17 protein-coding genes, 1 riboswitch and 1 other annotated feature are annotated in these 21386 nt (G+C 42.9%); of the genes, 13 read left to right on the plus strand and 4 right to left on the minus strand.

Going from position 1 to position 21386, the window contains the following annotated elements; all coding sequences use genetic code 11:
* Nucleotides 1-11: 11 nt before the first annotated feature.
* Both MGG13_RS01460 and MGG13_RS01465 read right to left on the minus strand, forming a co-directional pair.
* Entirely contained in the window at nucleotides 12-953 is a 942-nt protein-coding gene (locus MGG13_RS01460) for an ABC transporter permease (protein ID WP_239035107.1), read from the minus strand.
* The gene (locus tag MGG13_RS01465) at nucleotides 946-1866 is read right to left on the minus strand and encodes an ABC transporter ATP-binding protein (protein WP_239035108.1); all 921 of its coding nucleotides are present in this window, start codon (nucleotides 1864-1866) and stop codon (nucleotides 946-948) included. Before MGG13_RS01465 ends, MGG13_RS01460 begins: the two co-directional genes overlap by 8 nt.
* A 275-nt stretch (nucleotides 1867-2141) precedes the next feature.
* Nucleotides 2142-2385 (plus strand) — a binding site (T-box leader).
* Between the two features lie 89 nt (nucleotides 2386-2474).
* Between MGG13_RS01465 and MGG13_RS01470 the strand changes: the two genes are divergently transcribed.
* The 7 genes from MGG13_RS01470 to MGG13_RS01500 all read left to right on the plus strand — a co-directional run bounded on the left by MGG13_RS01470 (nucleotide 2475) and on the right by MGG13_RS01500 (nucleotide 12370).
* The gene (locus MGG13_RS01470; RefSeq protein ID WP_239035109.1) at nucleotides 2475-4289 is read left to right on the plus strand and encodes a bifunctional homocysteine S-methyltransferase/methylenetetrahydrofolate reductase; all 1815 of its coding nucleotides are present in this window, start codon (nucleotides 2475-2477) and stop codon (nucleotides 4287-4289) included.
* 8 nt (nucleotides 4290-4297) lie between these two features.
* Entirely contained in the window at nucleotides 4298-6532 is a 2235-nt protein-coding gene (gene metE / locus MGG13_RS01475) for a 5-methyltetrahydropteroyltriglutamate--homocysteine S-methyltransferase (protein ID WP_239035650.1), read from the plus strand.
* 323 nt (nucleotides 6533-6855) lie between these two features.
* Nucleotides 6856-6958: riboswitch (SAM riboswitch) on the plus strand.
* 85 nt (nucleotides 6959-7043) lie between these two features.
* Nucleotides 7044-7976 carry an ABC transporter permease gene (locus tag MGG13_RS01480; RefSeq protein WP_133432481.1) on the plus strand — a complete coding sequence of 311 codons (933 nt, stop codon included), beginning with the start codon at nucleotides 7044-7046 and terminating at the stop codon, nucleotides 7974-7976.
* Nucleotides 7977-8031: 55 nt separating this feature from the next.
* The gene (locus MGG13_RS01485; RefSeq protein ID WP_420827912.1) at nucleotides 8032-8901 is read left to right on the plus strand and encodes an ABC transporter permease; all 870 of its coding nucleotides are present in this window, start codon (nucleotides 8032-8034) and stop codon (nucleotides 8899-8901) included.
* A 9-nt stretch (nucleotides 8902-8910) separates the two neighbouring features.
* Complete coding sequence (locus MGG13_RS01490) at nucleotides 8911-9873, plus strand: ABC transporter ATP-binding protein (protein ID WP_239035111.1); 963 nt, start codon at nucleotides 8911-8913, stop codon at nucleotides 9871-9873.
* Nucleotides 9873-10739: an ATP-binding cassette domain-containing protein gene (locus MGG13_RS01495; RefSeq protein ID WP_239035112.1), complete on the plus strand. Its 867-nt coding sequence runs from the start codon at nucleotides 9873-9875 to the stop codon at nucleotides 10737-10739. The genes MGG13_RS01490 and MGG13_RS01495 overlap by 1 nt, the downstream gene beginning before the upstream one ends.
* Before the next feature lie 14 nt (nucleotides 10740-10753).
* Nucleotides 10754-12370 (plus strand): peptide ABC transporter substrate-binding protein, encoded by a 1617-nt coding sequence (locus MGG13_RS01500; RefSeq protein ID WP_239035113.1) that lies wholly within the window; start codon nucleotides 10754-10756, stop codon nucleotides 12368-12370.
* 55 nt (nucleotides 12371-12425) lie between these two features.
* Here MGG13_RS01500 and hxlB read toward each other — a convergent pair whose 3' ends face one another.
* A complete protein-coding gene (gene hxlB / locus MGG13_RS01505) occupies nucleotides 12426-12983 on the minus strand; it encodes a 6-phospho-3-hexuloisomerase (protein WP_239035114.1) in 558 nt (185 codons plus the stop codon).
* A 5-nt stretch (nucleotides 12984-12988) separates the two neighbouring features.
* Nucleotides 12989-13621 carry a 3-hexulose-6-phosphate synthase gene (gene hxlA, locus MGG13_RS01510; protein ID WP_133432475.1) on the minus strand — a complete coding sequence of 211 codons (633 nt, stop codon included), beginning with the start codon at nucleotides 13619-13621 and terminating at the stop codon, nucleotides 12989-12991.
* A gap of 226 nt (nucleotides 13622-13847) precedes the next feature.
* Between hxlA and arsD the strand changes: the two genes are divergently transcribed.
* The 6 genes from arsD to MGG13_RS01540 all read left to right on the plus strand — a co-directional run bounded on the left by arsD (nucleotide 13848) and on the right by MGG13_RS01540 (nucleotide 21379).
* Entirely contained in the window at nucleotides 13848-14195 is a 348-nt protein-coding gene (arsD, locus tag MGG13_RS01515) for an arsenite efflux transporter metallochaperone ArsD (protein WP_239035115.1), read from the plus strand.
* On the plus strand, nucleotides 14176-15903 hold the full coding sequence (gene arsA, locus MGG13_RS01520; RefSeq protein ID WP_239035116.1) for an arsenical pump-driving ATPase: 1728 nt from the start codon (nucleotides 14176-14178) through the stop codon (nucleotides 15901-15903). The genes arsD and arsA overlap by 20 nt, the downstream gene beginning before the upstream one ends.
* A complete protein-coding gene (locus MGG13_RS01525; protein ID WP_133432472.1) occupies nucleotides 15893-17566 on the plus strand; it encodes an FAD-dependent oxidoreductase in 1674 nt (557 codons plus the stop codon). Before arsA ends, MGG13_RS01525 begins: the two co-directional genes overlap by 11 nt.
* Nucleotides 17563-17877, plus strand: coding sequence for an ArsR/SmtB family transcription factor (locus tag MGG13_RS01530; RefSeq protein ID WP_133432471.1), 315 nt, complete (start codon nucleotides 17563-17565; stop codon nucleotides 17875-17877). Before MGG13_RS01525 ends, MGG13_RS01530 begins: the two co-directional genes overlap by 4 nt.
* Nucleotides 17874-19166, plus strand: coding sequence for an arsenite efflux transporter membrane subunit ArsB (gene arsB / locus MGG13_RS01535; RefSeq protein ID WP_239035117.1), 1293 nt, complete (start codon nucleotides 17874-17876; stop codon nucleotides 19164-19166). The genes MGG13_RS01530 and arsB overlap by 4 nt, the downstream gene beginning before the upstream one ends.
* A gap of 122 nt (nucleotides 19167-19288) precedes the next feature.
* Nucleotides 19289-21379 carry a heavy metal translocating P-type ATPase gene (locus tag MGG13_RS01540; protein WP_239035118.1) on the plus strand — a complete coding sequence of 697 codons (2091 nt, stop codon included), beginning with the start codon at nucleotides 19289-19291 and terminating at the stop codon, nucleotides 21377-21379.
* The last annotated feature ends 7 nt before the right edge of the window (nucleotides 21380-21386 follow it).

Below are 21386 nucleotides of genomic sequence, written 5' to 3' on the forward strand. Positions count from 1 at the left end.
CAGGGCTTCTATCAGTTGATATCACGTTTGACGAATGAGTACCAGGCGACTATAAGAAAAACAAGCAGATAGATCAGTGTGACTCCAGCTGAGAACTGAATTGTCATATCATCGCGATAAGGACCGATAAAATGGTAGTAACGTGACAGGTCAGAGTTCGTGAACAGTAAGTACTTCGACCAGTCGTACTGAGCGATAAAGACAGAGGCAGTTGAACCAAGAAACATGATAAACATACTCAGTCCGATGGCGAGTGAACTGCTTCTGAGCAGACTTGAAATCATAAAGCCGAATGTACCAAGCGTCAGGATATGTACCAGTTTCAGACCATAGACCAGCAGTCCTTCCTGCAGGAAATGCCGGTGGACAAAATGATCCGGTCTTTCAAACACTAGCTCCGGATTTAAGCCTGAGACGCCGAAGAACAGGGCACCTACTACATAAGTCAGAATGAAGAGCACGGTCATCGTCAGTACTGAGAAAAGAATGACCGCGATATATTTAGAAGCGAGAATCGTTGTTCTAGTCACTGGACGTATCAGCAGCTGCTTGATGGTCCCGTAAGTGAATTCGTTGGCAACGATGCCGCCTGCGATAACAATAGTGAAGAGACTGACTAAGGCGGTCAGAAAGACATTATCGATAACGAAGTCACCGGCCTGATAGTGATGAGGCTTAATATTATGCTCAAGGTAGTAATTGTTCTTCTCTATTGTCTGTTTGACATGCGCTGGATTCAGTTTCTTATTGCTTGCCAGTTCTTTATTCTGCTGCTGCAGTTGCTGCTGCCAGTCGCTCTTATAAGTCGTTTCGGTATCAATCACGTCGCTTGAGGCTGTCAGCATAGCGACACCGATAACAGCGGCCAGCATAACGAGGAAAATCAGCCAGATTGTTCTACTGGCGAATATTTTTTTAAGTTCATTTGTGACTAAATCCCACATCTTATTCATAGGTATCGTCTCCTATCATTTCGAAGAATCGTTCTTCCAGTGTTGATACGTGAGGAATGACTGTATAGAGCGCGATGTGATGCGAGACGAGTGCGCTGATGATTTCAGGCAGAGCAGCCTCTTCTGTCTGCAGATAAAGCTGTGCATCCTTGATACTGACAGCATTTACTGTAGGAAGCGTCTTCAGGATTTTCAAGGCTGCTTCAGGCGTCGCTACTTTCATGACATATGTATGGATGACATTCTGGTTTCTTTCTCTTAGGTTCTGCGTGGTGATGAGTTCACCATTTTTGATGACACCGATGCGATCACACATAAGCTCAATCTCACTGAGAAGGTGGGAGGAGATGATAATCGCAACATTCTCTTTCTCAGCCAGCATCCTGATATAATGGCGGATTTCCTTGATACCTGCAGGATCAAGTCCATTAGTCGGCTCATCAAGAATTAAGACAGAAGGATGATGTAAAATAGAGACCGCAATGCCAAGCCGCTGACGCATACCGAGTGAGTACTGCTTCACTTTCATATGAATAGCATCTGTCAGACCGACAAGATCAGCGACTTCCAGAATTCTCTCCTTCGTTACACCATCATTCATCTTAGCGAAATGTTTCAGATTATCATAGCCCGTCATAAAAGGATAGAGTTCAGGATTCTCGACAATCGCACCGACCCCTCGTATGGCCTTCTTGAAATCTCTTCTGATATGAAAACCGTTGATATAAATGTCGCCGCTCGACATGGTGTTCAGTCCGACAATCATACGGATTGTAGATGTCTTGCCTGCCCCGTTCGGTCCTAAAAATCCGAAAACCTCGCCGGCATTGACAGAAAAGCTCAGATCTTTGATGATATGTGACTGACCTATATATTTATTGACGTTCTCAAGTTTCAGTACTTCTTTGGACATAAAGACCCCTCACGATGCTTTTTCACTTATTGTGACATATGAGGACGACGAGGCGGCTGTTTATTCGTATTTGTCTGGAAATAACTCTTATTCGTTGAGATGCTATTCTTATTTTATACAGATAAAAAATGATGTTTTTTCCAAATGATTATCATAAATGAATAATTTTAGGGAATATATTATCACTTTCAAACAGAATATTATAAATTTTCAAAAAAATTGTTGACACTTATACGGAATGTATATAAACTTACATTAATCAAATTCATCATTTTAAAAGCACAGTAATGAGGAGAGTAAATCCTTAAATTCGTTTCAAAGAGAGTCTCCATATGGTGAAAGGAGATAACGGATACTGATTGAAAATGGCCTCTGAGTGGTGACATCGATATTTAGATGTCAACGGGTTCGCCCGTTATAGCGATACAGTATTAATGTTCGATACAGCGTACTGGAAGAGGTCTATTTAGTGATGAATAGATGAATAAAGGTGGTACCACGGCAGCTCCCGTCCTTTAAATCCTGTTAAGCATGGATTTAAAGGACGGGGCTTTTTTCGTTTGCTGTGATTCAATTTTATTTTTTACAATCTGTAAAGGAGGAATGCTATGACCATTCTAAACACGTTGAAAAAAAGGATATTAGTAGGGGATGGCGCGATGGGGACGTTACTTTATGCGGAAGGACTGGATACTTGTCCGGAACATTATAATCTTACGCATCCTGATAAAGTAGAGGCCATTCACAGGCTTTATGTGGAAGCGGGTGCAGATGTTATTCAGACCAATACGTATGGTGCAAATTTTGAGAAGCTGAAAGCTTATGGACTTGAACATCGCGTAAAGGAGATTCATCAATCTGCTGTAGCGATTGCGAAAAGAGCGGCAGGGCCTGATACTTTTGTTGTGGGGACTGTGGGGGGCTTCCGTGGCATTAAGAAACTGGAACTATCTCTATCCGCTATTCTTTATCATACTTCCTTCCAGATAGATACGCTGGTCCAGGAAGGAGTAGATGCTATTCTTTTTGAGACTTATTATGATGTTGAAGAATTACTTGCAGTCGTTGAATATGCGCGCTCATTCAAGATTCCGATTATTGCGCAGTTAACAGCGCAGGACACTTGCTTCTTGAAAGATGGCACTGTCATACAAGATGCGCTGATTCGCCTTGAAGCAACGGGTGCAGATATTATCGGACTTAACTGTCATCACGGTCCTCATCATATGAATCAGACTTATAAACATCTTGCTCTGCCGGAACATGCATTTCTGTCCTGTTATCCTAATGCGAGTCTTCTCGATATTGAAGATAATATGCTGAAGTACTCAGATAATGCAGTGTATTTCTCTCAAGTGACACGCGAACTCGTCCGGGAAGGAGTCAGGCTGATTGGAGGATGCTGTGGCACCACCCCTTCACATATTAGGCGGATAAAAGATGCGACAGCAGACTTGAAGCCTGCTACCTCAAAGAATGTTATTCCATTTCATAGAGAAGCAGAGAGCGTTATACAGAAAAAAGAGCCGAGTCTGAAGGAACTGGTGGAACAGCGTCCAACAATTATTGTAGAACTGGATACACCTAAACATCTGGATACCGGACAGTTTTTCAGGGGGATAGAGGCGTTAGAGAAAGCACAGGTCGATGCAGTGACTTTAGCAGACAATTCGCTTGCTTGTGTCAGGATGTGTAATATCACTGCTGCCAGTATAATCAAGCAGCGTTATAAGATCAGGCCGCTTGTGCATATTGCCTGCAGAGACAAAAATATCATTGGTCTTCAGTCCAGTTTAATGGGGCTGGCTGCCTTAGGAATTAATGATGTACTTGCAGTGACAGGTGATCCTTCTAAAGTCGGAAATTTTCCGGGAGCTACCTCGGTATTTGATGTCAACTCACATGGCCTCGCTGAAATCATCCGGCAGTTCAACAGAGGCATCAGTGCGGATGGCTCTTCTCTTAGAAAACGCACCACATTTACAGTAGCAGGTGCATTTAATGCGAATGTCAGTAAGCTCCCTGCCAGTGTGCAGAGGCTACAGAAAAAGCAGAAGGCAGGTGTGGATTATTTTATTACCCAGCCTATCTATGACAAGAATAAAATCAAGGAAATATATGATTCTGCCAGTCAGCTGGATACATCTATATTTATCGGTATTATGCCAATCACCAGTTATAAAAACGCACTTTTTCTTCACAATGAAGTGCCAGGCATTAAATTGTCTGAAGAACTGATAGAGGCTTTTAGATTAGTTGAAGATGACAGAGTAAAAACACAGGAATTATCACTTGAAATCTGTCAGGAGCTGATTGATGAAACGCTTAAGTACTTTAATGGTATCTATCTAGTGACGCCGTTCCTTAAATATGAACTGACGGTTGAGCTAGCAGAATATGCACAGCGATTAACAAAAAAATAGGGGGTAGCATTATGACAATTAAAACTTCAAATTTAGGATTTCCAAGACTGGGTAAAAATCGCGAATGGAAAAAAGCGATTGAAAGTTACTGGGCAGGGCATATTGCGGCAGAAGAACTGAACCAGATATTAGATGAACTTGAACATGAAAACCTTGATATTCAGCGCTTTCATCATCTTGATTCAGTACCAGTGGGTGATTTTTCACGTTATGATCACATTCTGGATGCGTCACTGTTATTTAATATTATTCCGAAACGTTTCCAGGATAGAAAAGTGAATGACGACTTACTTTTTGATATTGCGAGAGGGAATAAAGAACACGTAGCCAGTGCATTGATTAAATGGTTCAATACTAACTATCATTATATCGTACCTGAATGGGATGACGTTACACCTCGTCTGAACACGGAACGTTTAAAACAGTATTATAACGAAACAGGTCATTTTCATTCTGTTATTCCTGGGCCTATCACTTTTGTTGCTTTGTCAAAAGGCGGAGAACAGTCATTGGAGGACAAAGTCAGAACGCTGCTGCCATTATATAAAAAAGCCATCAACCAGCTTTCGGCAAAAGGCGCAGATTACATTCAATTAGATGAGCCGATTCTTGTAACCGATCAGGCATCAGATTTAAAAGCAATCACAAAAGAAGCTTATGAATTCCTTGCCCAGGAATCAGATGGCAAAGTGGTGCTTCAGACCTACTTCGAACGTGTTGATCTCTCTTTCGTCGCAGAACTGCCGGTCTACGGTTTAGGTCTGGATTTTGTCCATGATAACGGCTATAATCTGAAACAAATAAAAGAGGGCTTGTTCCCGTCTGACAAAGTACTCTATGCAGGTATTATTGATGGCAGAAATGTCTGGGCGTCTGACATCGAATCAAAGAAGAATTTAATTGAGACCCTGCAGGAATATGTTTCTGACATCGTTATTCAGCCTTCTTCCTCTCTGCTGCATGTACCAGTGACGCTTGAAAAAGAAGAAATTGATGGAGTGGTTCTTGACGGATTAAGCTTTGCAGTCGAGAAACTTGATGAACTCTATGCACTGAAACAATTATTTAATGAGCAGGATGCTACGCTTTATGGACAGTTGAAAGAGCAATACACACGCTTTCAGAATCAGGATTTCAAAAAACTGGAGTACAATTATGATGTGGTAAGGGTCAGCCGTGAGTCATCTTTCGAAACTAGAAGAGTCCTGCAGAAAGACGTCTTGCAGCTACCGGAACTACCTACTACAACCATAGGCTCATTCCCGCAGTCAAAAGAAGTAAGAAAGTATCGTGCAGACTGGAAGAATAAAAGAATATCAGATGAGGAATATCAGTCATTCCTTGAACATGAAATTAAGCGCTGGATAGAAATCCAGGAAGAATTAGGGCTGGATGTACTGGTGCATGGAGAATTTGAACGTAATGATATGGTTGAATTCTTCGGCGAGAAGCTGGAAGGCTTCCTTGTGACACGTTATGGCTGGGTTCAGTCTTATGGTTCAAGAGCAGTTAAGCCGCCCATTATCTATGGCGATATCAAATGGACAGAGCCTCTTACGCTGAAAGAAACAATCTATGCACAGAGTCTGACAGATAAGCCGGTCAAAGGAATGCTGACTGGACCTGTCACTATCCTGAACTGGTCATTTGAGCGGACAGATCTGCCGCGACACGTCGTACAGAATCAAATCGCGCTTGCCATTAATGAAGAAGTATTAGCGCTTGAACAAGCGGGCATCAAAGTCATTCAGGTGGATGAACCTGCACTGCGAGAAGGCCTGCCGCTTAGAAAAGAATATCATGAAGACTATCTGGCAAAAGCGGTCCATGCTTTCAAGCTCGCGACATCATCAGTTGATGACAGAACGCAGATTCATACACATATGTGCTATTCGCAGTTTGGTCAGATCATCCATTCCATCAAAGCACTCGATGCAGATGTCATTTCCATTGAAACTTCCAGAAGTCATGGTGACTTGATTAAAGATTTCGAAGATATTACTTATGGTTTAGGAATAGGACTGGGGGTTTATGATATTCACAGTCCAAGAATTCCGACACAGAAAGAAATAGCGACAGCGATAGAACGTGCACTTCAGCAGATTGATCGCTCATTATTCTGGGTGAACCCTGATTGTGGGCTGAAGACAAGAAACGAAGAAGAAGTGCGTGAAGCGCTGGCTGTATTAGTTCAGACTGTAGAACTGTTCAGGAAAAATCAGCAAGTGAGTGAACGTGCATAATTTAACGCTTCAATATCACCCGTTGAGAAATCCGTATTGAAGGTCAGCATAGCCTGCTGACCTTTCTTTGTCTGTTCAATAATATTGATATTAAGTAAGAAATATTACGTGAGAAAAAATGCATAATTATTCCACGTAATTAAAATAGCAGTTAAGTAGATAATGAACTGTTTTATATAGTTACATCAAAGTGAATATAGATAATTAAACTAAAATTTCTAATTATTCTGTGTATTGAAAGAAATCCAAAAAAATAAAATTTTCTGTTGACTTAAAATTTTTTAGGAGTAAGATAATAATCAATAAATTAAATAAATTTTTAACTCTTATCCAGAGAGGTGGAGGGACAGGCCCTACGAAACCTCGGCAGCAGATTCTTGATGAACACTGTGCCAATTCCTGCAACGAAAGTTGTAAAGATGAGACGAGACTATATGGTATAGATTCCTGTGGACTTGTTCTTGTCCACGGGATTTTTTTGTGGAGTTAAATACAGAAGGAGGGTTTATCATTGGTCATTGTTCGTAAGATTGCCAGTATCATGATCACGATGTGGCTGATTGTTACAGTTACATTTATCATCATGCATTCCATTCCTGGTGATCCATTTTCAAATGACTCTAAAGCATTATCAGAAGAACAGCTGAACCATATGAAGGCGAAGTTTCATCTGGATCAACCGGTTCTGAATCAGTATTTTATTTATCTTAAGAATATCGCCATGTTTGATCTCGGACCTTCTATTCAGTCAGAAAGCCGGGATGTGAATACCATCATTGGTGAAGGGATTGGTGCCTCTGCGCTTCTCGGTATTCAGTCTATTGTCATTGCTCTGATTGGCGGTATCATTCTAGGGACTATCGCAGCGATTTATAAGCATCGTTTCATGGATTTTCTTGCCTTATTCATTGCGATTATTGGTATCTCGGTTCCAAGTTTTATTCTTGCACCTCTGTTGATCAAGTATTTCGGCGTGGAATGGCAGCTTCTGCCGATTGCCAACTTTGACTCATGGTGGCATTCAGTTTTACCGAGTCTTGCACTTGCTGTAGGACCGCTCGCCATTATTACCCGCTACGTTCGGAGCAATATGATTGAGGTGCTGAACTCCAACTATATTCGCACGGCGAAAGCTAAGGGATTACCGATGTCATACATACTCACGCAGCATGTACTGCGGAATACGTTACTCCCTGTGATTACGTTCCTCGGTCCATTATTTGCTTCAGTCGTGACTGGAACGTTTGTCATCGAAAAAGTCTTCTCGATTCCAGGTATTGGTAAATATTTTGTGGAAAGTATCTTCAACCGGGACTATCCAGTCATCATGGGAACAACGATTTTTTATAGTTTTATTTTGCTCCTGACATTGCTCTTAGTGGATGTCTGTTACCGGGTGATTGATCCAAGAATTTCGTTAAGGAGTGGTGAGAAATTTGAATAGTTACGCAGATACTTCGTTCGAGAAATTAACACAAAGAGATGACAGGCAGGAAGATATTTTAAAGCGCGCTTCTACACGGAAACAGCTGCTTCTTTCTTTTTTTAATCATAAGATGGCTATTTTAGGAATAATTGTACTATTTTGTATTATTGTGATGGCTATTATAGGGCCGATGATTTCGGGTTACGAAGGGAGTAAGCAGTCTCTGCTTGAAGCTAACCTTGCTCCCGACAGTAAGTACTGGTTCGGTACAGATGATTTAGGACGAGATGTCTTTACTCGCATCTGGCTGGGTGCTCGTATCTCTTTATCCATCGGGATTATTGCAGCACTCATTGATATCGTCGTCGGCATCGTCGTCGGAGCGATTTCAGGTTATGCAGCAGGTCGAGGTAAATGGGGAGATAGAATCGATGGTTTTCTGATGAGGATTGTAGAGATTCTATACGGTGTACCTTATCTGCTTGTGGTAATTCTGTTACTTGTCTTGATGAAACCAGGTCTAGTTACTATGATTATTGCACTTAGTCTGACAGGCTGGGTCAGCATGGCTCGAATTGTAAGGGGACAGGTGCTGCAGGTTAAACAACAGCAGTTCGTCACTGCAGCTGAACTTCTTGGCACCAGTCATGCCGGTATTCTGCTGAAGCACATCATTCCGAATATTATGGCGGTCATCATCGTCAACCTCACATTCACGATTCCATCTGCTATCTTCGCTGAATCTTTCCTCAGCTTCCTGGGGCTTGGTGTACAGGCACCTGCTGCCAGCTGGGGTACGATGGCGAATGATGCACTCGGTGTTATCTTAAGCGGTGAATGGTGGCGCTTATTATTTCCATCTTTACTGATTGCCCTGACCATGTTTTCTTTCAATGCAATAGGTGACGGTTTGCAGGACACACTTCAAGTTGAAGTAGACTAGGAGGTTCATATGACAGAATTACTAACAGTAAAAAATCTTCAGGTCAGCACGAAGAAGAAAGCTTCTATTGTTAAAGGGGTCTCTTTCAATGTTGAACGTGGAGAAGTATTCGCCATTGTCGGTGAGAGTGGCAGCGGTAAAAGTATCACGACACAGTCTGTCGCAGGCATGCAGGCAGGGAATCTTAATCTGAATGCAGAGCAGATTCAGTTCAACGACCAGGATCTGCAGAAGGCAAAGAATAAAGATTGGCTGAATATCAGAGGGCATCAGCTGGGTATGATTTTTCAGGATCCGATGACGTCACTGAATCCGACACTTACGATAGGTAAGCAGCTGATGGAAATATTCATCATCAAAAAGAAATACTCCAAAAAAGCAGCAAGAGAAGAAGCCATACGCCTGCTGAAAAGTGTGGAAATCACTTTGCCGGAAGCAAGACTGAAACAGTATCCGCATGAACTGTCCGGCGGTATGCGTCAGCGTATTGTCATTGCCATGGCGCTGGCTTTATCACCTGACCTGGTCATTGCTGATGAGCCGACTACTGCTTTAGACGTCACGACACAGAAACAGATTCTGTCACTATTGCAGAAACTGAAAGAAGAGAAAGGCAGTGCCATACTGCTGATCACCCATGATTTAGGCGTTGTCGCTGAGATCGCAGACCGAGTGGCTGTGATGTATAGCGGCAGAATTGTTGAACAAGGGTCTGTGGAAGCTATTTTTAATCATCCGAAGCATCCCTATACTGCAGGGTTACTGGCATCATTGATTAGAGAAGATACAGATAGAAGTCAGCCTTTATATTCGATCAAAGGGAGACCCTCGATGGCCCACGAAATACCCCAGGGTTGCCCGTTTGTCGACCGTTGTCCGCATGCTATGAATATCTGTATCTCCCATTATCCGGCAACGAAGCAGAAGGGCGATCATCAAGTAGACTGCTGGCTTGAGGAGGTGAGAGCTTAATGAGTTTGATGACGATTGAGCAGGTGGATAAGTTTTATCCGCAAAAAGTAGGGCCACCCGTGCAGATTCTGCATAATATATCTTTTACGATCAATGAAGGAGAAGTGTTAGGTATCGTCGGTGAAAGCGGCAGCGGTAAATCGACGCTCGGTAAACTTCTGACTAAAATTGAGCCTTATCAGCACGGCAGTATTCATTTTAAGGGACAGTCTATTGAGACGCTGTCCAAAAAAGAACTGAAGAACTTCAGACGTCAGGTTCAGATGATTTTTCAGGATCCGGATTCATCTCTTAATCCTCGCATGAAAGTACATGACATTATTTTAGAAGGAATCAGAGGATTCGGTATTCAAGTCGATGATCAAGATGCCTTTGTCCAGGAACGCCTGAATGAAGTAGGGTTAGCCAGTTACTTCAAGGACCGTTACCCTTCCGAACTGTCGGGCGGCCAGAAGCAGCGGGTCGGTATAGCGAGAGCACTTGCAGTCGAGCCGGAGTTTCTGGTGGCAGATGAGCCCATCTCCGCCCTCGATGTTTCGGTACAGGCGCAGGTCCTCAACCTGATTCGCAAACTACAGCGAGAAAAAGAGCTGACTTATCTGTTTATCGGCCATGATCTCAATGTAGTCCGTTATATCAGCGACCGTATTATTGTCATGTATAATGGTTCGATTCTGGAAATCGCAGAAAGTGAAGAGCTCTTCAGCAATCCGAAACATCCTTATACGAAGCGGTTGATGGATTCAAGTCCAGTGCAGCATCCGAAGGACCGTCGTGTAAACGAAGTATCAGTAGACCGTCCGGACTACGGAGCGGTTCAGTCATATCAGCAAATATCAGACAGCCATCTAGTGGCTGTACACTAAAGGGGAATGTATAAATGAAAAAATTAGGTATCGGTTTAGCAGCAGCAGTTATTTTACTGGCAGGGTGTGGCAATGCAGATTCAAAATCAGCTAAGAAATCAGATTCAAGCGGTAAGAAGGTCGAACAGACATTAAAACTTAATCTGGGCGGAGAACCTTACACACTGGATCCGGCCTTTGCATCTGATACAACATCCTGGTGGGTCATCGACAGTATTTACAGTGGTTTATATCGTAAAGGGAAAAATGGTGAACCTCAGCTTGATTTAGCTGAAAAAGCAGATGTCTCTAAAGATGGTAAGACTTATACATTCACAATTAAAGACAATCTGAAATGGTCAGACGGCAAAGAACTGACAGCAAAAGACTTTGAATATGCTTGGGAACGTGTGCTGAATCCGAAAACAGCAGCGTACAGTCCTTCAACATTCTACTTCATTAAAGGCGCAGAAGCTTATAACACAGGCAAAGGAAAACTTAAAGACGTGGGTATCAAGACCATTGATGACCACAAATTACAAGTTGAACTGAAGAACCCAATCAGTTTCTTCCCTAAAGTTCTGACAGGGGCAGCAGCGTATCCAGTCGAAAAAGAAGCGGTATCTAAAGGAAAAGACTGGGCATCAAAACCAGAAACACTTGTCTCTAATGGACCATTTAAACTGAAAAACTGGAAACATAATGATTCACTCGATATCGAAAAAAATGACCAGTACTACGATAAAGATAAAGTGAAACTAAGCGGCGTCAACTTCCGTATGGTCGCGGATCCGAATACAGAATATCAACTTTATAAAAGTGGTCAGTTAGATCTTCTGGCAGGTGTTCCAGCTGATATTCTGAAAAGTGTTAAAGACAGCAAGGAATTAGTCAGCTATGAGAATTTCTCAGTCGGCACTTATTCATTCAACGTCAACAAAAAGCCAGTAGACAATAAAAAAATCCGTCAGGCATTAAGCTATGCGATTGACCGTCAGTCGTTTGTTGAAAATGTCTTGAAAGGCGGACAGAAACCGGCCTACGGTTATGTCTCATACGGAGTTAAAGATGCAGACGGCAAAGACTTCAGAGAAGAAGGCAAGAAGTATTATGAATATAATCCTGCAAAAGCAAAACAATTGTTAAAAGAAGGACTGAAAGAAGAAGGATTAACAGCTTTACCTAAACTGACGCTGAAAACAAACAGTGAAGGCATCAACAAAAAATCAGCAGAAGTGATCCAGGAAATGCTGAAACAGAATCTTGGTATTGATGTCAGCATTGAGGGGCAAGAATGGAAAACGTATATCGATACATTTAAGCAGAAGAACTTCCAGCTGGCTCGTATGGGCTGGGGCGGCGACTTCCTTGATCCATACCCGGTCCTTGCATTATATGCATCAAACAGTTCAAGTAACTTCACTAACTGGAAAAACAAAGAATTTGATGCATTGCTTGATCAGTCACTGAAAACAGCAGATGATCAAAAACGTCTTGCATTACTGCACCAGGCAGAAGATATTCTCATGGATGAACTCCCTATCCTGCCAGTGAACTTTGGCTATTCCAATACATTGATCAAAGAAAATGTTAAAAACGTTAAAACAGATGCATTAAGTCGACCAGACTTCATTTATGCTGAGAAAGAATAACTGTAAACTGAAGATAAAAAGACCGATTCATGATTGAATGAATCGGTCTTTTTCGTTATTCAAGATTAGCGTGTTTACCGTACATTTTAGCTGAATCGAGATGGTTCAGTTCCATGTAACGAAGGATGACTGCATCGAAGAAAAGTAGTAATGTCTGTTCAAAGAGGGAACCCATCGGCTGAATCGTCTGCTGAGCGTCTGCGGTCTGGTCCTTAGCGACGCCTGGCAACTGAATTGTCAAATCTGCCAGCTGACCGAGTGTAGAGTCAGGCTTAGTTGTGATAACCGCTACTTTGCCGCCGAGACGTCTGGCTTTGTTTGCGATAGCGACTAATGTCTCAGTCTCACCAGAACCAGAGCCGATAATAAGCAAATCATCTTTCTCGAGATTGGCAGTCACAGTTTCACCGATGATATAAGCATCAATACCCATATGCATCATGCGCATGACCAAGGCTTTACCCATCAGGCCGGATCTGCCTGCGCCTGCTACGAATACTTTGCTGGTGTCTGAGATTGAGTGAACAAGTTGTTCTGCATCATTTTCTGCGATCTGCGGAATCATCCCTTGCAGTTCCTGGATAACTGTTGTCAGATACTCCGTTGTCTGCATCGTGATTATCCTTTTTGCACGAGGTCATGCATTTCACGTGCAGTAGCTGCCATGTCATCTGCGCCTGTGATGCCGCCACCGACGATGACGAGGTCAGGATGCTGTTCAATGACTTCTGGCAATGTCTCAAGTTTGATACCGCCTGCAACAGCAGTCTTAGTATTTTTCACAACACGTTTGATAGTCGCAAGGTCTTCGAATGAGTTTTTGCCGACTGCCTGCAGGTCATAACCTGTATGCACACAGATATAATCTACTCCAAGAGCGTCCAGTTCTTTCGCGCGTGTTTCAATGTCTTTGACTGCAATCATATCAACCAGGATTTCTTTACCTTGTTTTTTAGCTTCTTCTACAGCGCCTTTGATTGATTCATCTTCAGCTACACCTAGAATCGTGATAATATCTGCACCGGCAGCAGCTGCCTGACCGACTTCATAACCTGCAGCGTCCATGATTTTAAGATCTGCAAGCACGGTTAAATGAGGGAAAGCTGCTTTCACTTCTTTGACTGCTCTCAAACCTTCATTAATAACGACAGGAGTACCGATTTCGACGATATCGATATGCTGCTCTACTTGTTTGACGGTGTCGATAGCACCGCTAATATCTACTAAATCAAGTGCAAGTTGTAATTTCATAATAAGCTCCTTTATGATTCATAGTTTTAAATTCAGAATGATGTATTTTCATATGTTTTCTGCATCATTCTTCTCTTCAGTATACATGATAATTGAATGAATGATAAATTTAGTGATTAGATGATAAAAGTAAATGATGAAGTTTAATATCTAGTATACTTTAACATAGACGAAAATAAATATAGATGTTATTCTATATTTAAATTATTGATGAGGTGATGAGTAGATGTTAGAGGTAAAAATGTATGAAGAAGCGATGTGCTGTTCAACGGGAGTATGCGGACCAAGTCCTGATCAGAAATTAATAGAAGTGACTCGGTTAACTGAGAAGCTGAAGAATGAGCATATTACTGTAGAACGATTTAATCTAAGCAGTCATCCAAAAGCATTTCTTGAGAATAAAGAAATTATGAATATAGTTAAGGAAATAGGTAATGATGTGCTGCCGATTACCGTTATTAATGGTGATATAGTGAAGACACATGACTACATCACTGAAGAAGAAGCAGATGAAATTATTACAGTCAATAACCTTCAGGGAGGGAACTGCTGTAATGGAAGTAACTGCTGCTGATTGTTATAAAAAAATTGATTTAAGTTGTGTCGCATTGACGAAATACTTATTTTTCACTGGTAAAGGCGGTGTAGGCAAGACAACTCTATCCAGCAGTTACGCTGTTAATCTGGCACAGAGAGGATATCGCGTTGCGCTGATCAGTACGGATCCTGCCAGTAATCTGCAGGATGTCTTTACGATGAAGCTGACGAACAGACTGACACAGATGGCTGAAGTGCCGAATTTGTTCATCGCTAACTTTGAGCCGCTGCAGGCAGCTGAAGATTATAAAAATAGCGTCATTGAACCTTATATCGGCATTCTTTCTGACGATATGCTAGAGAATATGAAAGAACAGCTAAGCGGTTCATGTACGGTGGAAGTAGCTGCATTCAATGAGTTTACCCGCTTTATTGCTAATGAAGAAGTGGAGGCTGCGTATGATTATGTCATCTTTGACACTGCACCGACAGGTCACACCTTACGCATGCTTGAACTGCCATCCGCATGGGATAACTACCTAGAGATGACGAGCCATGATGCGTCATGTCTTGGACAGTTGTCCGGACTTGATGAAGATAGAGACAAATACAAGACGGCATTGAAAAAACTGCGGGACAAAGAGATGACGACTTTGATGCTTGTCGCCCGTGCAGAGATCAGTGCACTTAAAGAAGTAAAGCGCGCGCAGGAGGAACTTGAAGCAATTGGTGTCTCGCGCTTTCATGTCATAATTAATGGCTTGATTACACAACCATACGGAGCAATATCAAAAGCCAAAATGACATCTCAGCAAGCGGCCTTAACTAAGTATGAGGACTGGTTAAAAGAGCAGGATATCTACTATGCACTTTATCAGTCAGCTCACGAAGAAGGCATAAGCGGTTTAGTCAAGCTTCTCAAGTACAATAGTCCTGTACAACCGGATACTTTTAAGGCACAAAGTCATCCGGCTATTGATGAGCTGGTTGCTAAAGTGGAAAGTTCAGACCTGCGTTATCTCTTTATGATGGGAAAAGGCGGAGTAGGTAAAACGACTGTAGCCCGGCTTATTGCTGAAGCGCTGGCAGCTAAAGGGCATCATGTCCATCTGGCAACCACAGATCCTACGAAAGAAATAACAGCTGCCGCTAATGACTGGCTGAGAATCTCTTACATAGACGAAGATGAAGCACTTACTCAATATAAAGCGGAAGTTTTTGCGCAGGCGGGCGATCTCACTGACGACGAAAAGAACTATATTGAAGAAGATCTGCGGTCACCGTGTACGCAGGAGATTGCTTTCTTCAGAGCGTTCAGTGAAATCGTTGCTGACGAGACATCGGATTACGTCATTGTCGATACAGCCCCGACCGGTCACACTTTACTGCTGCTTGATGCCTCTGAGAGCTATCATCAGGAAGTCATAAAGAATGAAAAGAAACTGCCTGAAGCAGTGGAACAGTTACTGCCGAAAATCAAAAATAATCAGCTGACTGAGATGATGATCATCACGTTGCCGGAAAGAACACCGTATCTGGAAGCAGCAAGACTTGCAGATGACCTGGAGCGAGCTGGCATTGCACATTCCAACTGGGTCATCAATCAGGAACTTGTGTCTTCACAAGAATCAGATGATTTGTTTGCTGCCAAGAAATTTGATGAATCTAACTGGATTAAAAAAATAAGAGAACATAGCCACGGTCATTACTATACTATTCCTTTTGGAGGACATGATGAAAACTAAGAACATTGTCATTATCGGTTCTGTTGCTGCTGGAACAAGTGTTGCTGCAAAGGCGCGTCGAAACGATGAAACATCGCATATTATTGTCTTTGATAAAGACACGGATATTTCGTATTCAGTCTGTGGGATTCCTTATTACATCGGCGGGGAGATTGCTGAGATTGATGAACTGACGCCGCGTGATGCAAAGTGGTTCAAGGACCGTTTTAATATCGATATTCATACGTCGCACGAAGTCCTTGCTATTGATAAAGATAAGAAGATGATTGAAGTCAAGAACCTGCTGACAGGTGACACCTTCAATCAGTCCTATGATGAACTCGTGCTTGCAACAGGCTCACGGCCACGCTCTATCCCGCAGATTGATGACCAAGCCTACCACAATGTTTTTCAGGTTAAGACAATAAATGACGCCAAATTGATACACCATTATATTGAAGTAAATAATGTGAAGGAAATCACGATAGTCGGAGGCGGCTTTATCGGGCTTGAGATGCTTGAACAGCTTGCAGCTTATCGTGTCCGGTTGATACAGAGAAGTGCACTCATGAGTCAACTTGATGAAGATATGAGCTTTATGATTGAAGATTATCTGGCAGATAAGGCGGAGCTTCATACTTATAGTGAGATTGCTGCTGTACAGTCTGACTGCGAGAAGGTAACGGGTATAGAACTGACAGATGGCAGTGTGTTTGCTACAGACCTCGTCATTCTGGCAGTCGGTGTGGTACCGAATACAGAACTTGCTAGTAACATCGGTGTGATGACAGGTATGACAGGTGCTGTTAAAATTAATGAGCGTCTTGAGACGAATGTCCCGCATATCTATGCAGTCGGCGATGTAGCTGAAGCGTTCCATGTCCATACGAAAGCGCCGATGTACCGGCCGCTCGGTTCTACTGCAAATAAAATGGGCCGTATTGTCGGTGACCGTCTGACAGGCGGTGACCTGACCTTCCGCGGTATTCTCGGCACTGGTATTGTCAGAGTATTTGACATGACGATTGCACAGACAGGTTATACAGAGAAAGAAGCACTGGCTGCAGGTGTAACAGTTGATGTTATTCATAATATCAAGCCGAATCGACCTGAATATATGAAAGGTAGAGAGATGACCATCAAAGCAGTGATTGACAGAGATAGCGAGAAAATCATCGGTGCCCAGATCATTGGTTACGAAGGTGTCGATAAACGGATTGATGTGCTTGCGACCGCTATTACGTTCGGTGCGAAAGCAGAAGACCTCTTTCACCTGGACCTTGCCTATACGCCGGCTTTTTCCACTACGAAGGACCCAGTCATCTACACTGGGATGATCAGCCACAATATCACACGCGGTCGAAAGATTATGACACCCGAACAACTGCTGAAACGTATTGCTGACCACACCATTACAGTTCTGGACGTACGCTCTCCGAAGCAATATGAACAGGCCCATGTCAGAACAGCTATCAATGTGCCACTGCAGCAGTTAAGACACTATGCAGAACAGATGGATAAATCAAAGCCGGTTGTTACTTACTGTAACAAAGGGACGACAGGGAATGCAGCGCAGAACATTCTGATCAACCTCGGCTTTAACGAAGTCTACAATCTGTCAGGCGGTAATACGAACTACCAGCGTTATATGAAGATGAGTGAAAGAAAGGAAAGAATAAGATGAACTACGAAGAAACAGCAAAACTTATGAAGACCATCTCAGACCCGAGCAGACTGGAAATTATCGATATGCTATCATGTGGCGAACTGTGTGCCTGTGATATTCTGACACATTTCACTTTTTCACAGCCTACGTTAAGTCATCACATGAAAGTACTCGAGCAGCAGTCAGTCGTCTCCAAAAGAAAAGAAGGCACAAAAACAATGTATCAGCTGAATTATACTGTGCTGGAAGCACTGCAAAGCCAGTTTATGCTCATTACTTCCCCTACTGATACATGCGTATGCCGCACTGAAGCAGGAGCAACCGCATGACGCTGCTTGCCATTATTATATTTCTCGTTACATTGACCTTTGTTATCTGGCAGCCGAAAGGCCTTGATATTGGTATAACGGCTGTTATAGGTGCTCTTGCAGCGCTTCTGACAGGTGTTGTTGATTTTAATGATGTCAAGGATGTCACAGGTATTGTCTGGAACGCGACACTGACATTCATCGCCGTCATAATAATCTCTCTTATTCTGGATGAGATTGGTTTCTTTGAGTGGGCAGCAAGACATATGGTTAAAGCATCAGGTGGAAATGGTATTAAGATGTTCATCTATATTACGCTGCTCGGTGCTGTCGTCGCTGCTTTTTTTGCTAACGACGGTGCCGCACTCATTCTGACCCCTATCGTTCTTGCCATGGTCAGAAATTTGAGATTTGAGGAGAAACTTGTCTTCCCGTTTATTATCGCCAGTGGTTTTATCGCAGATACGACTTCCCTGCCACTCGTTGTCAGTAATTTAGTCAATATCGTATCAGCAGATTATTTCGATATCGGTTTCCTGGAATATTTCCTCGTCATGATTATCCCGAACTTATTCTCGCTGCTGGCAAGTATCGCTGTACTTTATCTTTATTTCAGAAAGTCGATTCCACGCGTATTCGATGACAGTATGCTTGAAGCACCTAGCAAAGCTATTAAAGATAGACAGCTTTTCAAATATGCCTGGTACGTACTCGGCCTGTTGCTGGCCGGCTACTTAGTGAGTGAATTCGTCCAGCTTCCAGTCTCACTGATAGCAGGGATAATTGCCATTATTTTTTTAGTGCTGGCGCGTCGTTCATCTGCTGTCAACGTCAGAAAAGTGATGCAAGGGGCGCCGTGGAATATCGTCTTCTTTTCAATCGGTATGTATATCGTTGTCTACGGTCTTAAGAATGCCGGCATTATAAATGTGCTCGCAGATAATATTGCTGCACTGACACAGCATGGTCTGTTCGCTAGTGTAGTAGGGATGGGTTTTATCGCTGCCTTGCTCTCTTCTGTAATGAACAACATGCCGACAGTGCTTATCGATGCTATCGCTATTCAACAGTCAGGTGCAACAGATGCTATTAAGGAAGGTCTTATCTATGCGAATGTCATCGGTTCAGACCTTGGACCGAAGATTACACCGATTGGCTCACTTGCAACATTACTCTGGCTGCATGTCCTGAGTCAGAAAGGTGTCAAGATTTCGTGGGGCACATACTTCAAGACAGGTATTATCATTACATTACCTGTATTACTGATGACACTGATCGGCCTCTATCTCACTTTACTGTTAGTTCAATAATGTGGAACTTAACACCCTCGCTCATGTACTTAGAGAAGGACATTATAGTTTTATATAGAATGGAATCATACGCTTGCTAAGCAGATGATGACGTTATCTATCAAGCATCTGGAGGTGACAGGATGAATGAAGTAACTGAACGTAAAACCTATCGCATACAGAACCTGTCGTGTTCCAGCTGTGCGAAGACTTATGAAGAAAATTTAAAAGCCCTTCCTCATGTCCAGGATGCTGAAGTGAACCATGTGGCGGCGAAGATCTATATTACTGGAGATGCGACGATTGCTGAGCTGGAAAAGGCGGGCGCTTTCGATAATGTAAGAGTGAGAGATGTCAGTGAGCGCCAAGGTGAGAAAGAAAGTTTCTGGAAGAAGAAAGAGAACTATCCTGTATATGCGGCCGCTATACTTATCATTATCAGCTTTGTTCTGTCTGATACACTGGGTGAACATTCATGGTTACCTGCAGCGGGCTATCTTACTGCTATGGGTATCGGCGGTTATTTATTATTTATAACAGGGGTCAAGAATCTCATCCGACTGAAGTTTGATATGAATACATTGATGACCATTGCAGTGATTGGAGCTGCTTTAATCGGAGAATGGCAGGAGGGGGCGACTGTTGTCATTCTGTTTGCAGTCAGTGAAGCACTGGAACGTTATTCTATGGATAAAGCGAGACAGTCTATTCACTTGTTGATGGACGCAGCACCTTCAGAAGCATTGATCCTTAGAAGCGGTATAGAACAAATGGTCAGTGTCGCTGATATACAAGTTGGCGATGTGATGATTGTGAAACCAGGCCAGAAAGTCGCGATGGATGGTAAGGTAATCCGAGGACAATCAACGATTAACCAGGCAGCTATCACCGGGGAAAGCGTGCCGGTAACTAAAAACTTAAATGATGAAGTCTTTGCAGGGACGTTGAACGAAGAAGGCTTGCTTGAAGTAGAAGTCACTAAGCTTGTAGAAGATACGACGATTTCAAAAATCATTCGTTTAGTCGAAGAAGTCCAGGGTGAACGTGCACCGTCGCAAGCTTTTATCGATCGTTTTGCGAAATACTATACACCTGTCATTATGCTGATTGCCTTTCTCGTTATGCTGATACCGCCACTATTCTTAGGCGGCAGCTGGCATGAATGGCTGTATCAAGGTCTCGCTGTACTGATTATCGGCTGTCCATGTGCACTCGTCGTCTCTACACCTGTTGCGATTGTTACAGCTATCGGTAACGCAGCAAGACACGGGGTGCTGATTAAAGGCGGTATTCACCTCGAGGAAGCGGGTCATATCGATACCATTGCATTTGATAAGACCGGTACACTGACAAGAGGGATACCTGTAGTGACAAATATTTATCCGCATAACAATGAAGCTTTACTGATCGCAGCCGCACTTGAAAAAGGATCTCAGCATCCACTTGCTACTGCCGTTGTCCGAAAAGCAGAAGCTGAGCATCTGGATTATTCTACTGTTTATATTGAAAACTTTCAGTCTCTGACTGGTCAAGGTGTTAAGGGAGATGTAGACGGCAGAACTTATTATATCGGCAGTCCGTCACTCTTTGAGACTCTTGGACTCGGCACTGATGCCAGGATTGCAGAATGGCAGTCTGAAGGAAAGACCGTGCTATTATTCGGAAGCGACCGCATTGAACTGATGATAGCAGTAGCGGACGAACTGCGTCCGGAAGTATCTGGTGTCCTTGATGAACTGCATAAGATGAATATCAGTACGATGATGCTGACCGGCGACAACGCGAGAACAGGGACAGCTATCGGTAAACAGGCGGGATTGTCTGTCGTCAAAGCGAACCTTATGCCTGAAGATAAGCTGAATATTATTAAAGAAACAAAGCGCCAGCATCAAGTCGCGATGATCGGGGACGGTGTCAATGATGCGCCTGCACTTTCTGCTGCAGACATTGGCATAGCGATGGGTGGAACAGGTACAGATACGGCATTAGAAACAGCAGATATCGCATTGATGTCAGACGACTTAAAGAAACTGCCGTATACGATTCGCTTAAGCAAAAAGACTTTGACCATCATTAAACAGAACATCACCTTCTCACTGTTGATCAAAGTTATAGCACTCCTACTTGTCATACCCGGCTGGCTGACATTATGGATTGCCATCTTCTCAGATATCGGTGCCACACTGATTGTCACACTGAACAGTATGCGACTGCTGAAAGTACGAGATAAGTAAAAAAGAA

The sequence above is a fragment of the Macrococcus brunensis genome (assembly GCF_022343725.1).
Lineage (GTDB): Bacteria > Bacillota > Bacilli > Staphylococcales > Staphylococcaceae > Macrococcus > Macrococcus brunensis.